Genomic DNA, 16410 nt, shown 5'->3' with positions numbered 1-16410 from the left:
CGCTATTGCTCTAAATTACCTTCAATTTTTATAGCTATGATCAAAAAGTAAGCTTAGATATTCAGACTATTTTTAACAAAACAGCGATGTGGCTGATGCACCTAATTTTTTTCTGCTATCCTTAATTTAGCGGAGCGCGATCGCACATTTTGAGAAATCTCTTCTTCCCCAGCAATAATTGGTTTTTTTGTCAATACCTTTAACATAGGGGAATTTCTTAAACCATGCTTGACTAACCTATCTTCCAAGCTGTGAAAGCTAATCATCACAATTCTGCCACCGGGAACCAGCGCTAATGGTGCTTTCTCTATCAAAGTTTCCAGCACCTTTAACTCATCATTGACAGCAATTCGCAAAGCTTGGAAAACGCGGGTAGCGGGGTGGATTCTTCCATGACGGTATTTAGGGGGTACAGAATATGCGATCGCATCAGCCAATTCTGTAGTAGTCTGAAAGGGGCGCTTCTCCACAATTCGTCTCGCAATCCGTCGTGAAAGCCTCTCTTCACCATATTGAAAGAAAATATCTGCTAATTCCTTTTCATCCCACTCATTAATAATATCCCCAGCAGTTAAAGGTTGTTCTTGATTCATTCGCATATCTAAACTTGCAGTATTTCTAAAACTAAAACCTCTTTCTGGGTTATCCAAATGATAGGAACTTACCCCCAAATCCGCTAAAATACCATCATAAGTATTTGCAGGAAATGTGTAATTTGCAAAATTGCTATGAATAAAATTTACCCTATCTCCAAATTCAGATAAATTATCTTTTGCTGCTTTTAAAGCATCTAAATCTTGATCAACAGCAGTTACTTTTACATCTTCAGCCGCTTCTAAAATTAACCGACTGTGGCCACCACCACCAACAGTTAAATCTAAATAATTTCCACCGGGAACTACTGCTAAACCCTCAATTACCTCTTGGCTTAAAACGGGAATATGAGAAAAAGCAGTTTCTTCTAAATCTATTGGTGTTTGTAAATCTGATTCGATCATTAATTTTATCTTTGGTAAATAACTGCTTCAGGAACTTGACGCAGATTTTTTTCTAATTTTTTCGTATCGTTATTGATAATGATGACATAAGTATAGCCAGGAAATTCTACTTCATGTATTATCTGGTCGATAAATTTGTATTTACCGCTATCTGTTAAAGTCCATTTGCGCTGAACACCAAGTATATAAAAATGATCTTCTGGAAAATATTCCACGACTTTTTGGACTAAATAAGCCCTTTTCAGTTCTGGATATTTAGCTAACTGTAAACATAGATTTTCAATCACTTCAGCAGATAAATCGTGCTGTTTAAATTTATCATTATCTTTAACATCAGAACGCTCTTGTTTAGCCAGCCGCATAAACTCATAATGCTGCTGGATGCGTTTTTGATAAGATTTTAATTCTTTATTTCTTCCTTGACTCTTCAGAAAGGCATAAATCAAGTTACAACCATCAATAACTATATTTGAATTTTTAGAAATTGCTCTTTCAATATAATCTATGCCACTATCATCACTTCTTTTTAATAAAGCCTGTCCTAATAGATAATTAGCTTCGGTATGATTTTCGTCATCAGCCAGAATATTTCTAAACATAAGCATAGCAGTTTCTTGACTACGAAATTCCCATGTCAAATAAGCAATGTCCCAGTTTTCATCTTTAGTCAAAGATTGACTTTTAGACTTTTCTTCTAAAACCTGAAGCTTTTGTAGAGATTCTTGAGTATAGGCGTACCGTTGTCGCCAAGTAGTTTGTACTTTTTCTTGCCAATTTTGATCAAAAAGATGAGTAAATTTCTCTAAATTATTTCCTAAATATTCACTAGCAGCACTGATTTCAAACTGTGGTGGGACAGTTAATGTTTGATTGTTAATAGTCAGATATCCCAAAGACTCCAATCGATCTTGTAAACAGGGATGAGTATCTTGATGATCGGTTTTTTCTGTTAAAGCTTGTTGCAAAAAGCGAATAGAATTTTCTTGTGTTGAACAACTAAGCAACATCAGAGATACTTGTTCATAAACATTTTGGGGAGGTTCTACTAATTCTTCTGCTTGTTTATAGATACTCGGCCAAAAAGATGTCTCCAAAAATTTAGCTTTGACATCAACATTAATCAAAGCTTCGGCTATATTTTCTACACCTACAAGTTCCGCTGCACAACGATCCGCTTCATATTCATTCATTCGCCTCAATACAAATGAATAAGCAGCAAAAAAAGGAGAATACCAATTAAAAAAAGGTTGTAAAATTAAAGAACCGATTTCATCGCCATTTTCCTGTAGTTTTTCTAAAATTTGGTAGTAAGTTTTTTGAATACGATAAATCCAGCCTGCAAACTGACTGTGATTTCCCGATAAATGTCCTAACTCATGTCCCAGCACAGCACAAAACTGTTCTGGTGATAAAGCCTGCATTAATGGTAATCCTAATAATAAGTAATTTTGTTGCCATCCCAAAAAACCCAAACGAGGTCTTTGGACAACAGCAGCGTTCAACTCATCTGTAAGTAAAATGTGGTGAAATTTTGGTGATTTTAACTTAGTGGTGAGTTTATCTACTAAATTAAATAGATAGGCGGCTTCTTGGCGCTGGAGTTTTAAGCCTTGCGGTTCTGGAAATGTCACCCAGAGCGATCGCAAAACCACAAAAATTGGTACAAGCAGCAGTAACGCTAACTTTAGCACAAAACCTTCCAATACCTTATTATCAAATCCTACAGCTACAATTCCCGCAAACACCAGCAACATCAATACTAACGAGAAAAATATATAACCATAACCGAGTAGAGCCAACAACCCGACTCTCAACTTATAACTACCAGGTTGCTGCTGGGCATACTGCTGTAAATTAGTAACTAGCGTATCAAATTCTTCTTGATTTAAAGCCATATTCGCATATCACTAAGTTAAAACACTACCTTAATCTAAGTATTAGTTATTGAATATCAATACTTAAAGAAGTTTATTACTGGACTAAGTTCTGAATCTTAGTGCCATAGAATTTAATTACTTTCAACATAAATTTAATCTATTTGTGTTTCGCTACAGAGAATCATAGTGTAATGAGGTGAATATTTTTTCCACTCAGCCCATAGCGCATATAAAAAAATTGCCTGTAGCTCAATCCCTTGAATCTCTTGCTCCCTATAATAATTGAAGAAGTGCAACAAAATAAAGCATCAAGTACAAATCCGACCCTGCTATCCTCTCTTCAACATCACCCTGTAGAGACAGCAAGATTATCCCTACAAGCTAAATTTTGGCAGATACGATAAATCTTGTCTGGTTAGCATCTTGGCGGTTCAATTCAAAAATGGCAATAACGGGAGAACATCAAATCTATGAGTAGAATCGAAACCCGCACTGAACCAATGGTGCTAAATATGGGGCCTCATCATCCCTCAATGCACGGGGTACTGCGGTTAATTATGACACTGGATGGCGAGGATGTCGTTGACTGTGAACCAGTCATTGGCTACCTACACAGGGGAATGGAGAAAATTGCCGAAAACCGCTCAAACATCATGTATGTCCCCTACGTCAGCCGTTGGGACTACGCTGCGGGGATGTTCAACGAAGCGGTTACAGTGAATGCACCGGAAAAATTAGCAGGTGTCGCAGTTCCCAAACGCGCCAGCTACATTCGCGTGATTATGCTGGAACTAAACCGCATTGCTAACCACTTGCTATGGTTTGGCCCCTTCCTCGCTGACGTTGGCGCACAAACTCCCTTCTTCTATCAATTCCGGGAACGGGAGATGATTTATGATTTGTGGGAAGCTGCCACAGGTTATCGCATGGTAAACAACAACTACTTCCGCGTTGGTGGTGTAGCTGCTGATTTACCCTATGGTTGGGTAGACAAGTGTTTAGATTTCTGCGAGTATTTCATCCCCAAAATTGATGAGTACGAACGTCTTGTCACTAATAACCCCATCTTCCGCCGACGTATTGAAGGTATTGGCACCATTACCCGCGAAGAAGCGATTAACTGGGGACTTTCTGGCCCCATGTTACGTGGTTCTGGGGTGAAGTGGGATTTGCGGAAAGTTGACCACTACGAATGTTACGATGATTTCGACTGGGATGTACAGTGGGAAACAGCAGGTGATTGTCTCGCCCGTTACATGGTGCGGATGCGAGAAATGCGCGAATCGGTAAAAATCATTAAACAAGCTATTCAAGGTTTACCTGGTGGCCCCTACGAAAACCTAGAAGCTAAACGCTTAATGGCTGGGAAAAAATCTGAGTGGGATGCTTTTGATTATCAATTCATTGGTAAGAAAGTTTCACCTTCTTTTAAGATTCCCACCGGTGAAATCTACGCCCGTGTAGAAAGTGGAAAAGGTGAATTGGGTATTTACCTAGTGGGTGATAATAATGTTTTCCCCTGGCGGTGGAAAATTCGCCCAGCCGACTTCAATAACTTGCAAATTCTTCCTCATTTGTTACGGGGGATGAAAGTTGCTGATATTGTGGTCATTCTCGGTAGTATTGACGTAATCATGGGTTCTGTAGATAGATAACTGATACCTACGGTTAGCGGCACTAATTGGTTATTATGTAGGGACGTACCTATGTACGTTCCTATACAGCTAATAACAAAACATAATAGCTATAAATGCTTTAATTAAAGCCTGCTGTTCGCGGAACGTGCCTAACGGCACATAAATCTAAAACTCAGATATATCAAGAGTTTGAAGCTTAAAAAGGTGAATCAAGTGTAAGGAATAAGCGTTAAAACTACCAAAAACCTATCACTTGACAAGATTCAAGACTATTCTTCTCTTCTGTTCTTCTGATTCTTCCTCCTGACTCCTGACTCCTGACTCCTGACTCCTAGCCCTAACCCAAAGACTTTTATGGCTTACTGTTTTCATAAGTTTCTCCAGTTAATTTTTTTGGGGAAAATAGACAACTCTTGCATCTAAACCCCGCGATTTCAATAAATAAGACAAGCACTCTGCCTTTTCTCTATGAGAAGATCCGCCTGCGTATATATAAGCACCTAGTTTATGCTGTGCGATAAATGCGTCAGCAATATAGCTTCTGACACTGTTTAACAACTTATCTGAGTTGCCAGGAACAATAACCACGTATGGATGTTCTGGTATTTTGCCAATGACAATAACGTCTCTTTTGCGGAAACTATTGAGAGAGTTGCTAACTTCAGGCAGGCTTTTAGCCATGCAAGAGGGTGGCTGCGTCCAAGCCTGGGACGATAAAGTTTCCCATAAAACAGTTGTGACTATTCCTGTAATCAGATACCTGTTCACGTACTCACCAGATTTTGATAGATGTTTAGATAACTAAATAAATTGTTGAATCTACGGAAGTTTTGAACTCGTTTTCATCGAGTAGAAAGTACCGTTATGTAAGCAGCTTTATTTTTTTACCACAATTTTAGTGATCAATGTAAAGTTATTGGAATTAGGGCTTGCTGTTTGCGGAGTGTGCCGTTAGGCATATAAACCGAAAACCTAGATGAATAAAGAGTTTAAGGGTGATAAAAGGATAATCAGATGCAAGGAACAAAGTTAGATAAAACAAAAATCGACCACTTTTACAGATTGGATATTATTGCTATACTGCAAACCTTTTACAGTTGATGATATGGCGATCTTATTTGAGTTGAGAACTTATCGGTGAGGGCAAGAAAATCTTAACAGAGAACAGGAAATAGGAAGTGTTCATGAATCATTTAGGATTGCTATAGTTAACGTGAGTTCGACATCAGATAATTTGTGGAAAACTTGCCACAAGTAGGAGTCTCAAACCCTTATTCTCTCGTTGAAAAAATCATAACTCCGAACTCCGAACTCCTAACTCCTAACTCCTAACTCCTAACTCCTAACTCCTAACTCCTAACTCCTAACTCCTAACTCCTAACACCGAACTCACGTTATAGTTACTTAATTAAATTAGTTTTGATATAATTAATCTATTAATCCAATAACCGAATAAATCATTGTTAATTGGTGTCGTCCACGTAGATTCAACTGCTCTATTTTTTGGGCATGAAAATGCTTTTTGATGAGATGGAATGTTGTTTCACTGATTAAGATGTTTTGAGGATTATACCAGTCTGTGTTTTTGTTGAGTTGTTCTAAGCGAGATGCAATATTGACAGCATCTCCTAATACGGAATAATTTAATCTTTGAGATCCACCAACGCTGCCAGCAACTATCAAACCTGTATGAATTCCAATGCCGATGCTAATAACAGGCTTACCTAGCCGTTCTAATTCCTGATTTAATAGTACTAATCGTTTCTGCATAGATATGGCGGCAGAGACAGCATCAATGGCATCCTGCTGGATTTCTTCTGAGTGGGTGTGGGGAAAAGGAATGCCAAAAACAGCCATTACGGCATCACCAATGAATTTATCAACTACTCCATGATGCTCTTGAATGCACTCGGCCATTGCACCCAGGTATAAGTTTAACCAGTCGAGCAACTCGCGTGGTTTCATATCCTCAGAAATTGAGGTAAAACCCCGAATGTCGGTAAATAAAACCGTTGCTACCATTTCCTTAGCTTCTAATTGACCATTTTGAAAAATATCTGCCCGGTTTTGCCAAATTAATGTTGCTGTTTCCTGGGAAACATGACGTGCGAATAAACTCATCAATTGTTGTTTTTCTTTTTGTTCTTGCCATTGCACAGTTAATGCAGCTAAGAAGGTTGTGCTAATGGGAGCCGCGATTGGCAACCAGAGGTTGGAGATAGTGAGAGCTAAAACTGATAGACTGAACCAGGCAAAAGGTAGTAGAGCTATAACAAGAGCGCGTTTAGGAAATGTTAAAGGGGCTAGTATCAGAGTAGAACCGAGTCCAAATCCGAATAATAGTAAGAGTTCAAATTGCTTGGGCAATCTTTGCAGTAGTCGATTGTTAAGTAGATTATCTATCAAAGCAGCGTGTAGGTAGACACCAGATGTTGGTGGTATTTGATCGAAAGGAGTTTTTAAGGAATCGTTGGCTCCGGTGGCGGTTAATCCGACTAAGATAATTTTGTTTTTGAGTTTGGCTGTATCTACTTTGTTTTGGACGACATCAGCAAAGGAATAGGTAAGGATTCCTTGATCTCGCTGAGTTTGTCCTAACCAGTTAATCAAAACTGATTGTGCTGTTACTCCCAGTTGCATGGGTGGTAAGGTAATTTGTGGTTTTGTCGGTTTAGTGGTGTCTGCTGTAAAGGTTTGCTGCAAGCTATTGTTGTATTCTTGTAACAACATGATGCCGAGGGAGGGAACTTGATTGATGTAGAGGGAGTATTGACGTGTGACTCCATCCAAATCAGCATTGTTGACAATGTGGCCTTTGCTGGTGACGCGATCTAAAATCGGTACTGGACGCAAGGTCTGTTTGTGTAAATTGGGGGCAATTGCTAAGACAACCTGACCATTGATTGCCATTGCTTCGGCTAGTGTGGCATCGTGACTGGTAGGATCTGTAAATAGAATATCAAAGCCGATAACGGCTGGAGGAGAGGCTTCTAGGGTTTCTAACAATTGAGTATAGCGATCGCGCGATAATGGAAATTGTCCATACTGGCGTAATGTCGCATCATCAATCCCAATCACGGCAATCCGTGAATCCCAACTAGGATGAGGTAAACAGTTGCGTGTGCGAAACAATAAATTAAATCCTAGTAACTCTAAACTAGTCCAAGTCCCTACTTGCCATAATCCAATTGAGACAAGAGCAGTCAATATATAAGGATTCAGTAAATGTTTTTTATTTAAAGAATGTCGTAGGTATTTCCGAACATCTCGCATAAAATTAGCTATCTTCTTCCTTCTTCCTTCCTTCTCTCTTATCTTCGCGTCCTTTGCGTTTTTGCGATACCCTGCGGAAAGTCTCTCCGCATCTACATTTAATCGGTATTCTTCTGATAGTACGGAAGTAGACCAACTAAAACCTAAAATAACTTAATTATTCCTACCCAAATCAGACACTGTGAATCTACGCCAATTAATTCCAATTTTTGATAGTTCTGTTGCCACTTGGGCAATAGAGGCACGATTATTGCGCTGGTTAACAATGATTTGGTTGTTTTGCGGCTTAATCGTCCTATTTTCAGCATCTTATCCCGTAGCTGATGAACGACATGGTGACGGGATGTACTATTTTAAGCGTCAAATCATTTGGGTATTAGTTTCACTAATAATCTTCAATATTATTGTTAATCTCCCCTTACGGAAAATTTTGGGGGTATCTCATTGGTTTTTGTTGCTGTTTTTAGGGTTAATTTTCGTCACCCTGATTCCTGGATTAGGAAAAAAGGCGTTTGACGCAGCCAGGTGGATAGCAGTGGGGCCAATTCCCATTCAACCATCAGAATTGATTAAACCCTTTTTAGTTCTACAAAGTGCTAGGCTTTTCGGTCAGTGGGAAAGATTAAGCTGGGGGGTTCGACTCTCTTGGTTAGGTGTCTTCTGTCTTGTACTATTAGGAATCCTTGCCCAACCTAACTTAAGTACAACAGCACTATGCGGAATGACTATTTGGTTAATTGCTTTAGCTGCTGGCATACCATCAAAATACTTGGGAGGAACAGCCCTTGGTGGAGTGCTATTAGCATTATTGAGTATTAGCATCAAAGAATATCAACGTAGACGGGTGATGTCTTTTCTCAATCCTTGGGCTGATGCGACAGGAGATGGGTATCAATTAGTACAAAGTTTATTAGCAGTAGGTTCGGGTAAAACTTGGGGAGTTGGATTTGGTCTTTCTCAACAAAAGCTGTTTTATTTACCAATTCAAGATACTGATTTTATATTTGCAATATTTGCAGAGGAATTTGGCTTTGTTGGTAGTCTGTTGCTGTTATTACTTTTAGTTGTATTCGCTACTTTGGGACTAATTGTAGCATTCAAGGCCAAAAACACTATTCATCGGCTAGTGGCAATTGGTATCACGGTGGTTTTGATTGGACAATCATTACTGCATATTGGTGTAGCTACAGGTGCGCTGCCAACTACCGGTTTGCCTTTACCCATGTTTAGTTATGGTGGTAATTCGATGATTGCCAGTTTGGTGGCTGCTGCGTTGCTGATTAGAGTAGCCAGAGAGAGTAGTGAGGCGGAAGTAGTGCCGTTGCGAACAACACAGCCCGATAATGGACGTAAAAGACGAATATTTTAGATTACAGCAGAATTTAGGAGTCAGGAGTTCGGAGTTCGGAGTTCGGAGTTCGGAGTTCGGAGTTCGGAGTTTGGAGTTTGGAGTTTGGAGTTTGGAGTTTGGAGTCAGGAGTAAAACTGTCTTGGTGTATGGCTTTGAATTTAGATTCTGTAGCTCATTGATCTGCAATCCGCTGTAAGTCTAAAGTTTTTATAAAAAAATCAGTAAAAGCGCAACAAGATGGGATACATGAAGACAGATATCAAATCATGCGATTGCGCTTTTGCAAAACTCAATTAATGTCATGCCTACAATTCCCACAATTAATAGAATGACATCTGCTCAAGTCCCCAGACTCGATCATTGCAGTCAACAAACCCTACTTACATACTTTGAGGATTCTTGGGAACTTGAAGAAAAACTCCTGCAAAGTTTAGTTGATCCCCAAACTTTCTATCTGAATCCTGACCCTTTAAGAAATTGTCTCATTTTTTATCTCGGTCACTCTGCTGTTTTTTATATCAACAAGTTAATTCAGGTTGGTTTAATCGCAGATCGCATTCATCCAGAATACGAAACCCTGTTTGAAATTGGTGTTGATCCCGAAACTCCAACAGAGTTGGATGCAGCTATCAAAGGGATTTGCTGGCCTGATGTGGAAAAAGTTTGGCAATATCGGGATAAAGCTAGAGAAGAAATTACAAAGGTAATCCAAACCACTCCCATACATCTGCCGATTCATCAACAGCATCCCCTCTGGGCTTTATTAATGGGGATAGAACACAGCCGCATTCACTTTGAAACCTCTTCTATGCTGCTGCGTCAATTGCCAGTAGAAAGCCTGAAATGCCCCTCTGGATGGAATTATGCAATTGGTAATAGTGATATTATTTCTAACAATGAAATGCGGGAAATTCCTGGGGGTGTGGTGCAATTGGGCAAACCTGATCATGATCTGACTTACGGTTGGGATAGCGAATACGGACATCTGCAAGTAGAGGTAAAACCATTTTTAGCTAGTCAATATCTGGTGACAAACAGGGAATTTTTAGAGTTTGTGCAAGCGGGTGGCTACAATAATCGAGATTGCTGGAATGCTGAATCTTGGGAATGGCAGCAACTTTATCAAGTCCAACACCCTAAATTTTGGCTACCCACATCAGATGGCTATCGCTATCGGGCTACATTCGATGAAATAGACTTACCTCTTGACTGGCCTGTAGAAGTTAACCACTATGAAGCGATCGCATTTTGTCGCTGGAAAGGTTCAAACATACGCTTGATGAGTGAAGCAGAATGGAATCAAGCCTTGCTAATATCTGAAGGTAACTGCTCATCAAGTCACTGTAATCTTAATTTACAATTTATTTCCCCTAATCCGGTGGGAATGTTCAAACCAGCCAACAGCGCATCTGGTCTTTTTGACTTAAGAGGAAATGTCTGGGAATGGTTAGAAAACACTTTTTACCCCCTACCAGGATTTAAAACTCATCCCCTTTATGAAGACCAATCTGCACCATTTTTTGATGGTAAACATCAGATGATGCTCGGTGGTTCTTGGGCTACTAATGGTTCAATGGCATTACCATCTTATCGTAATTGGTTTCGTCCTTATTTTTATCAGCACGTTGGTTTTAGAATTGCTCAGAATGTTGTTTAAGAGGATGTTTTAAAAGGGTCTTTCAATGTCATGCTGAACGAAGTGAAGCATCTCGGTATGTGCCTGAAATCCTAGATTCTTCTTTCCACTTTGTTACACTCAGAATGACTAATTATACCTTTTCCAACTTTTCCAACAACCTCTAATTTAGATTTTTTTCACGCAGAGTCGCAGAGTCACAGAGAGAATTGAATAGTCAGGTCTGTTTTACATGGTTTTTGCTCAAACAAAAAATCTCAGGAATTAAAAAATGCTAATTAAACCTTTGACAATTCTTGATGATCACTATCAAGATTTAAACAATGATGGTGCAGATGTTATTCAAGGATTAACTCAAATTCCTAAAAGTTTACCCGCTAAATATTTTTATGACGATTATGGTTCTGAGCTATTTGAAAAAATCTGCGATTTACCTGAATATTACCCAACTCGCACAGAAGCATGGATTTTAAATCAATATGCTGACGAAATCGCTCAAATTACAGGTTGTTGTGAATTAATAGAATTAGGTAGTGGTAGTTCTACTAAAACTCGTCTTTTATTAGATGCTTATCAAAAAATAACCGATTTTTGTAGATATTTACCTATTGATGTCAGTGGAGGAATTCTTAAAAATAGCGTTTTACAATTACAACAAAAATATCCTGATTTTACAATTCATGGATTATTAGGAACTTATGAACAAGCTTTAGTTCATCTGGAATCTAATTATTTACAATCAAGAATGTTGTTTTTCTTGGGAAGTTCTTTAGGAAATTTTAAACCGGAAGAGTGTGATAGTTTTTTAAATCAAGTTTCTCGAACTTTACAACCTGGAGATTACTTTTTACTGGGTATAGATTTACAAAAACCCAAGGATATCTTAGAAGCAGCTTATAACGATAGTCAAGATGTGACTGCTGCTTTTAATTTAAATATGCTTTCTCATTTGAATTGGCGTTTTCAAGGTAATTTTGACATTAATTTGTTTAAACATCAAGCGATTTATAATCAGGTAGATAATCAAATTGAAATGTATCTACATTGTCAAGAAAGTCATTTTCTATCTTTAGAAGCATTGGATTTAAAGGTGTTTATTGAAGCTGGGGAAAGTATCCTTACAGAGATTTCCCGTAAGTTTGATTTAGCAACAATGGAAAAACAATTGCAAAGTAAAGGATTAACAACTGTGAAAACTTGGACAGATGAAAAGGGATGGTTTGGCTTGATTCTTGGTCAACTTAAATGAGCTTTGTGTGAGTATTAATGAAACCAAGATTTAAATTTTATATCTTGAATTATCTTATCTCTAGACATTGACTGAGATGATTTTCATGAGTTATAAAAATGCAAAAGTTCTTTAATTGCTGTTTAGAGTTAGAGTTTTATTTCAAGATTGCTATTAGTTGTACAATGGTTCAACAGGTATTTTATTTTCTGTTCAATAATATCATAGATTATTTCACACCAAATCATTTCTCAAAATTCATCTTAAACATCATGAATTTCAAGATACATCAAGTTTTGTAGCTGGACATAAAAGCCTTCTGGAATATATTATTGTTACCATCACAGATGTTTTACCTATCCTTATCTTTGGATATGATATAAATCAACTTTGTGTATGGACTTTGATAGGTAATATTTATAATTTAGAAGGTCATAGTTCCTTATCAATATTTTTTATCCCCGCAGATTTTCATGATCTTCATCACACTGCTTTTCATGGAAATTATGGCATTCATGGCTTTTGGGACAGAGTATTTAAAACACTCACCCCCATTACTAAGAACCGAGGAATTATGTTTCCTTTAAGTTTGATTGAATCCAACATTATCAATACTTATATTATTGCTAAATAAGCAACGGATAATAATAAATTGTATGATTGAAAAACAACAATGTAATCCAACTAATGATATAATATTAAAAGACGTAATAATAAATAACTTGACATTTTAAATGACAATGAAACCAAATCCTATACCTCCAGAACCCGGTCAAGAATCTGTTTGGGATTATCCTCGTCCAGCGATTTTACAGGATACAGATAAACATATTAAAGTGATTTTTAATGATATTGTTTTGGCAGAAACAAATAAAGCAAAAAGAGTTTTAGAAACCAGTCACCCTCCTAGTTATTACATTCCTGCTGAAGATTTTAAACTAGAACATTTAATAGCTACACCTAGAAAAACTATGTGTGAATGGAAAGGTGTATGTCAATATTATGATGTTTCTGTAGGAGATAAATATGTCAATAATGCTGTTTGGAAATATATTCAGACTACTCCTAACTTTAACTCGATTCAAGAATACTATGGTTTGTATGTTAGTTTAATGGATGCTTGTTATGTAAATGATGAGTTAGTTAAAGCTCAAACTGGTGGTTTTTATGGTGGTTGGATAACTTCTGATATTGTTGGACCATTTAAAGGTGAACCAGGTACTTGGGGATGGTAAATAATAAAAATTTCAGTTGTCAAAAAAGAAGGTATTTTTCTATAAAGAATGTATTGCTATTCACCAGCAGTTGTTAAAATATGATTGTAGAGTTTGGGACTAATTCTAAATCCTGCTATATTTATTAAATCATCCATTATGGGCTTAATATTGTTAATTAATCCCCTGTGTTTAACGATTAACATAACTCCTAAAATTCCTGTGACTTTTAATCCTAAACGAGAAGCTACAACTCTACCCTTATAGTCATCTATAATTATTATGTCAGCTTTTATTTCCATAGCTAATGCTATTGCTTCAGCTTCACCTGGATCAATTTCTGTTTTTAACTCTGTAACTAATGTAGAATTGCTAACTGGTTTAACTTGAATCCATGCTAGGGTTTTAACTTCTTTTGTTCCTGGAACTTCATAACTTAAATTTGCCATTTCGTCATAAACAGCTTGAGGGATAATAATAGTATCATAGATTTTTTGCAATATATCTATTTTCTGAATAGCTGCTAGGTTGGTAATAGGTGAAGTATTGCTGACAACAATCATAATTCACCTATTTCTCTGAAACTTATGAGATCATTTTCAAAATCCTCAACATCATAATTAATACAAATTCCTCGATTTGCCATTTCTTTTTGAAATTGAATTAAGTGCATTCCTGCTAAATAACGAGCTTGACCTATACTAATTTTTTTCTGTTTATATAGTAAAATTGCTAGTTCAACTTTAATATCATCGGTTGACATTTGAGCAGATTCAAGAATTTCATCAGGTATAGTAATGTTCATACGCTGTTATCTTTTTTCATATCTTTGACTATATATGCTAACATAAAATCTATATTATTTTTCATATTTTTTTAGATTTTAACCACTCCCGCACAACTTTTTCTACTGGTTGAGATTGATTATCTACTTGATAATTCATCTTTTGTATTTGTGTTGTAGAAATTTTGCCAGCTAATTGATTAATGGTTTTTGTTAATTCTGGATATTGTTGCAAAATTTCTTGGTTAAATATAGGGACAGCTTGATATGGTGGAAAGTATTTTTTATCATCTTCTAAAATAACTAAGTTGAAAACTGGAATTAAGCCATCTGTAGAGTTTGCAGCAATAAAATCTACTTGTTTTTCCTTTAAAGCTTGATACATTAATCCTAATTCCATTTGTTTGATGCTGGCAAAATTTAAGCCATAAGTTTTAGATAAACCTGGAAAACCGTCTGCACGTTCTAAAAATTCATAACCAAAACCTGCTTGCATTTGGGGAGTATATTTAGCAGCTTCTGACAAATTTTTGATTTGCAATTTTTTTGCATCTTCACCACGAATAATCATAGCAAAGGTATTTTCAAATCCTAAAGATGGCATGACTGTTAATTTATACTTATCTTGATATTCTTTTTTAATTTTTTCATAAACAAGTTGAGGATCTGTAATTACTTTTTCTTTTAAAACTGCTGTAAATGCTGTACCTGTATATTCTACATAAGCTGCTATTTTACCTGCTTTTACTGCTTCATGACAGATAAATGTACCTCCTAAATTAAAACGACGATCTACGTTTAATTTTGTATGATTTTCTATTTGTTGAGCTAGAATTTCTCCTAAAATAACTTGTTCAGTAAAATTCTTGGAACCGATAATAATTGTTGCTGGTGTTTGTTGATAGTTAAATGCTACTAATCCGGCTATAATTAAACCGATTATTCCTAAAATAAAAGCTATTTTTTGATTAATTTTACCTTTATTTTCTGTTTGTTTAGTTAGATTTTTTTCTAATAATCCTAAACCAAAATCTGCACTCAAAGCAATCACAGCAGCGGGGATTGCACCTGCTAAAATTAATTGATTATTAACTGTAGAAATACCCCGAAAAATAAATACTCCTAATCCTCCACCACCGATCGCAGCTGCAATGGTAGCAATTCCCACCGAAATCACCGTTGCTACTCTAACTCCCGCCAAAATTACGCCTGATGCTAGGGGAATTTCTACCTGAAAGAGCAATTGCCAATCTGTCATTCCCATGCCTTTGCCGGCTTCTCGAATGGCTGAATCGACGTTATTAATGCCTATATAAGTATTACGAATGAGGGGAAGTAAAGCGTAGAGAGTCAAGGCGACAATAGCGGGAATTTTGCCAATTCCTCCTAGAAATGGCACAGAAATGAGGAAACCAAAGATGGCTAAACTGGGAATGGTTTGGAGGGCGTTAGCGACACCGAGAATGGGTTGGGCGAGTTTCGGCTGGCGAGTGATGAAAATGCCTAAAGGGATGCCGATGGATATGGCCACCAACATGGCGATCGCAACTAAAACTAAATGTTCCCCAGTACGAAGAAGGATTTCTGGGGCATATTGGATTAAAAACAAGGTTAAATCCTTAAATTAAGCACTTTTTTCCCAAGCATTTAAACAAGCAATAAAAGCCTTGGCCTCTGGATGTTGAGATTGGAGAAATTCTGCTCTCGTACCCAGGAAAACTAAATCACCCTCATACATTAACCCAATTCGAGTACCGAGGAAGAATGCTTCTTGAATGTCGTGGGTAACAAATATCACGGTTTTTCCCAGTTGTTTTTGCAAGTAGTGAAACTGTTGTTGTAATTCTAGACGGGTGATAGGGTCAAGTGCGCCAAAAGGCTCATCCATCAATAATACAGGCGGATCGGCTGCTAAAGCCCTGGCCACACCTACTCGCTGACGCTGACCTCCTGATAGTTGATGGGGATAGCGCTGGGCGAATATTTCCGGGTCTAAGTCCACCAACTTTAACATTTCATAAACTCGCGTCTCAATTCGCCGTTGTGTCCATTTTTCTAAAGAAGGGACGAGGGCGATGTTTTCTTTGACGCTAAAGTGGGGAAATAAACCAATGTCTTGGATCACATAACCGATACGCCGCCGCAGTTTAATCGCATCCCATTCAGTTGTCGGGCGATTATTGACAAAAACCTGCCCTTGGGTAGGAATCAGCAAATGATTGATTAATTTTAAGGTGGTTGTTTTGCCGCTACCACTGCGTCCAAGTAAGACAAGGGCTTCCCCTTGGTAGATGGTGAGATTTAAATGGGATAACAGAAAACGACGATTAATTTTAAAACTGACATCCCGAAACTCAACGGTGATTTGTGATGTTGGAGACATTTAAAATATTTCGTATACTCCTTGAGATT

16 protein-coding genes are annotated in these 16410 nt (G+C 37.4%); 7 read left to right on the top strand and 9 right to left on the bottom strand.

Features of this window, described 5'->3' with window-relative positions; genetic code table 11:
- Positions 1–101: 101 nt before the first annotated feature.
- Complete coding sequence (rsmH, locus tag AC012T_RS09245) at positions 102–998, bottom strand: 16S rRNA (cytosine(1402)-N(4))-methyltransferase RsmH (protein ID WP_487065058.1); 897 nt, start codon at positions 996–998, stop codon at positions 102–104.
- A 5-nt stretch (positions 999–1003) separates the two neighbouring features.
- Positions 1004–2893 carry a M48 family metalloprotease gene (locus tag AC012T_RS09240; RefSeq protein WP_487065056.1) on the bottom strand — a complete coding sequence of 630 codons (1890 nt, stop codon included), beginning with the start codon at positions 2891–2893 and terminating at the stop codon, positions 1004–1006.
- A gap of 452 nt (positions 2894–3345) precedes the next feature.
- Here AC012T_RS09240 and AC012T_RS09235 point away from each other — a divergent pair, with 452 nt between their 5' ends.
- Positions 3346–4530 (top strand): NAD(P)H-quinone oxidoreductase subunit H, encoded by a 1185-nt coding sequence (locus AC012T_RS09235; protein WP_487065054.1) that lies wholly within the window; start codon positions 3346–3348, stop codon positions 4528–4530.
- A gap of 231 nt (positions 4531–4761) precedes the next feature.
- On the opposite strand, the gene AC012T_RS09230 is transcribed toward AC012T_RS09235, so the two are convergent.
- From AC012T_RS09230 to AC012T_RS09220, 3 genes are all read right to left on the bottom strand, one after another.
- On the bottom strand, positions 4762–4884 hold the full coding sequence (locus tag AC012T_RS09230) for a hypothetical protein (RefSeq protein ID WP_487065052.1): 123 nt from the start codon (positions 4882–4884) through the stop codon (positions 4762–4764).
- Positions 4885–4896: 12 nt separating this feature from the next.
- Positions 4897–5280: a hypothetical protein gene (locus AC012T_RS09225; RefSeq protein WP_487065050.1), complete on the bottom strand. Its 384-nt coding sequence runs from the start codon at positions 5278–5280 to the stop codon at positions 4897–4899.
- A 660-nt stretch (positions 5281–5940) separates the two neighbouring features.
- Positions 5941–7785, bottom strand: coding sequence for a CHASE2 domain-containing protein (locus AC012T_RS09220; protein ID WP_487065048.1), 1845 nt, complete (start codon positions 7783–7785; stop codon positions 5941–5943).
- A gap of 181 nt (positions 7786–7966) precedes the next feature.
- On the opposite strand from AC012T_RS09220, the gene AC012T_RS09215 reads away from it, so the two are divergent.
- The 6 genes from AC012T_RS09215 (at position 7967) to AC012T_RS09190 (ending at position 13235) form a co-directional block, all read left to right on the top strand.
- On the top strand, positions 7967–9154 hold the full coding sequence (locus AC012T_RS09215) for an FtsW/RodA/SpoVE family cell cycle protein (RefSeq protein ID WP_487065046.1): 1188 nt from the start codon (positions 7967–7969) through the stop codon (positions 9152–9154).
- Complete coding sequence (locus tag AC012T_RS09210; protein WP_487065044.1) at positions 9129–9332, top strand: hypothetical protein; 204 nt, start codon at positions 9129–9131, stop codon at positions 9330–9332. The genes AC012T_RS09215 and AC012T_RS09210 overlap by 26 nt, the downstream gene beginning before the upstream one ends.
- A 105-nt stretch (positions 9333–9437) precedes the next feature.
- On the top strand, positions 9438–10793 hold the full coding sequence (gene ovoA, locus AC012T_RS09205) for a 5-histidylcysteine sulfoxide synthase (RefSeq protein ID WP_487065042.1): 1356 nt from the start codon (positions 9438–9440) through the stop codon (positions 10791–10793).
- A 250-nt stretch (positions 10794–11043) separates the two neighbouring features.
- On the top strand, positions 11044–12021 hold the full coding sequence (gene egtD, locus AC012T_RS09200; protein ID WP_487065040.1) for an L-histidine N(alpha)-methyltransferase: 978 nt from the start codon (positions 11044–11046) through the stop codon (positions 12019–12021).
- A gap of 235 nt (positions 12022–12256) precedes the next feature.
- Positions 12257–12634: a sterol desaturase family protein gene (locus tag AC012T_RS09195; RefSeq protein ID WP_487066527.1), complete on the top strand. Its 378-nt coding sequence runs from the start codon at positions 12257–12259 to the stop codon at positions 12632–12634.
- 106 nt (positions 12635–12740) lie between these two features.
- Positions 12741–13235: a DUF427 domain-containing protein gene (locus tag AC012T_RS09190; RefSeq protein ID WP_487066525.1), complete on the top strand. Its 495-nt coding sequence runs from the start codon at positions 12741–12743 to the stop codon at positions 13233–13235.
- 56 nt (positions 13236–13291) lie between these two features.
- Here AC012T_RS09190 and AC012T_RS09185 read toward each other — a convergent pair whose 3' ends face one another.
- The 4 genes from AC012T_RS09185 to AC012T_RS09170 all read right to left on the bottom strand — a co-directional run bounded on the left by AC012T_RS09185 (position 13292) and on the right by AC012T_RS09170 (position 16381).
- The gene (locus AC012T_RS09185; protein ID WP_487065038.1) at positions 13292–13777 is read right to left on the bottom strand and encodes a PIN domain-containing protein; all 486 of its coding nucleotides are present in this window, start codon (positions 13775–13777) and stop codon (positions 13292–13294) included.
- On the bottom strand, positions 13774–14019 hold the full coding sequence (locus AC012T_RS09180) for a UPF0175 family protein (RefSeq protein ID WP_487065036.1): 246 nt from the start codon (positions 14017–14019) through the stop codon (positions 13774–13776). Before AC012T_RS09180 ends, AC012T_RS09185 begins: the two co-directional genes overlap by 4 nt.
- Positions 14020–14080: 61 nt before the next feature.
- Positions 14081–15607 (bottom strand): glycine betaine ABC transporter substrate-binding protein, encoded by a 1527-nt coding sequence (locus AC012T_RS09175; RefSeq protein WP_487065034.1) that lies wholly within the window; start codon positions 15605–15607, stop codon positions 14081–14083.
- 15 nt (positions 15608–15622) lie between these two features.
- The gene (locus AC012T_RS09170) at positions 15623–16381 is read right to left on the bottom strand and encodes an ATP-binding cassette domain-containing protein (protein WP_487065032.1); all 759 of its coding nucleotides are present in this window, start codon (positions 16379–16381) and stop codon (positions 15623–15625) included.
- Positions 16382–16410: the final 29 nt, after the last annotated feature.

Source organism: Anabaena sp. EIM26 (assembly GCF_057568715.1).
This window is presented reverse-complemented; position numbering and strand designations above follow the sequence as displayed.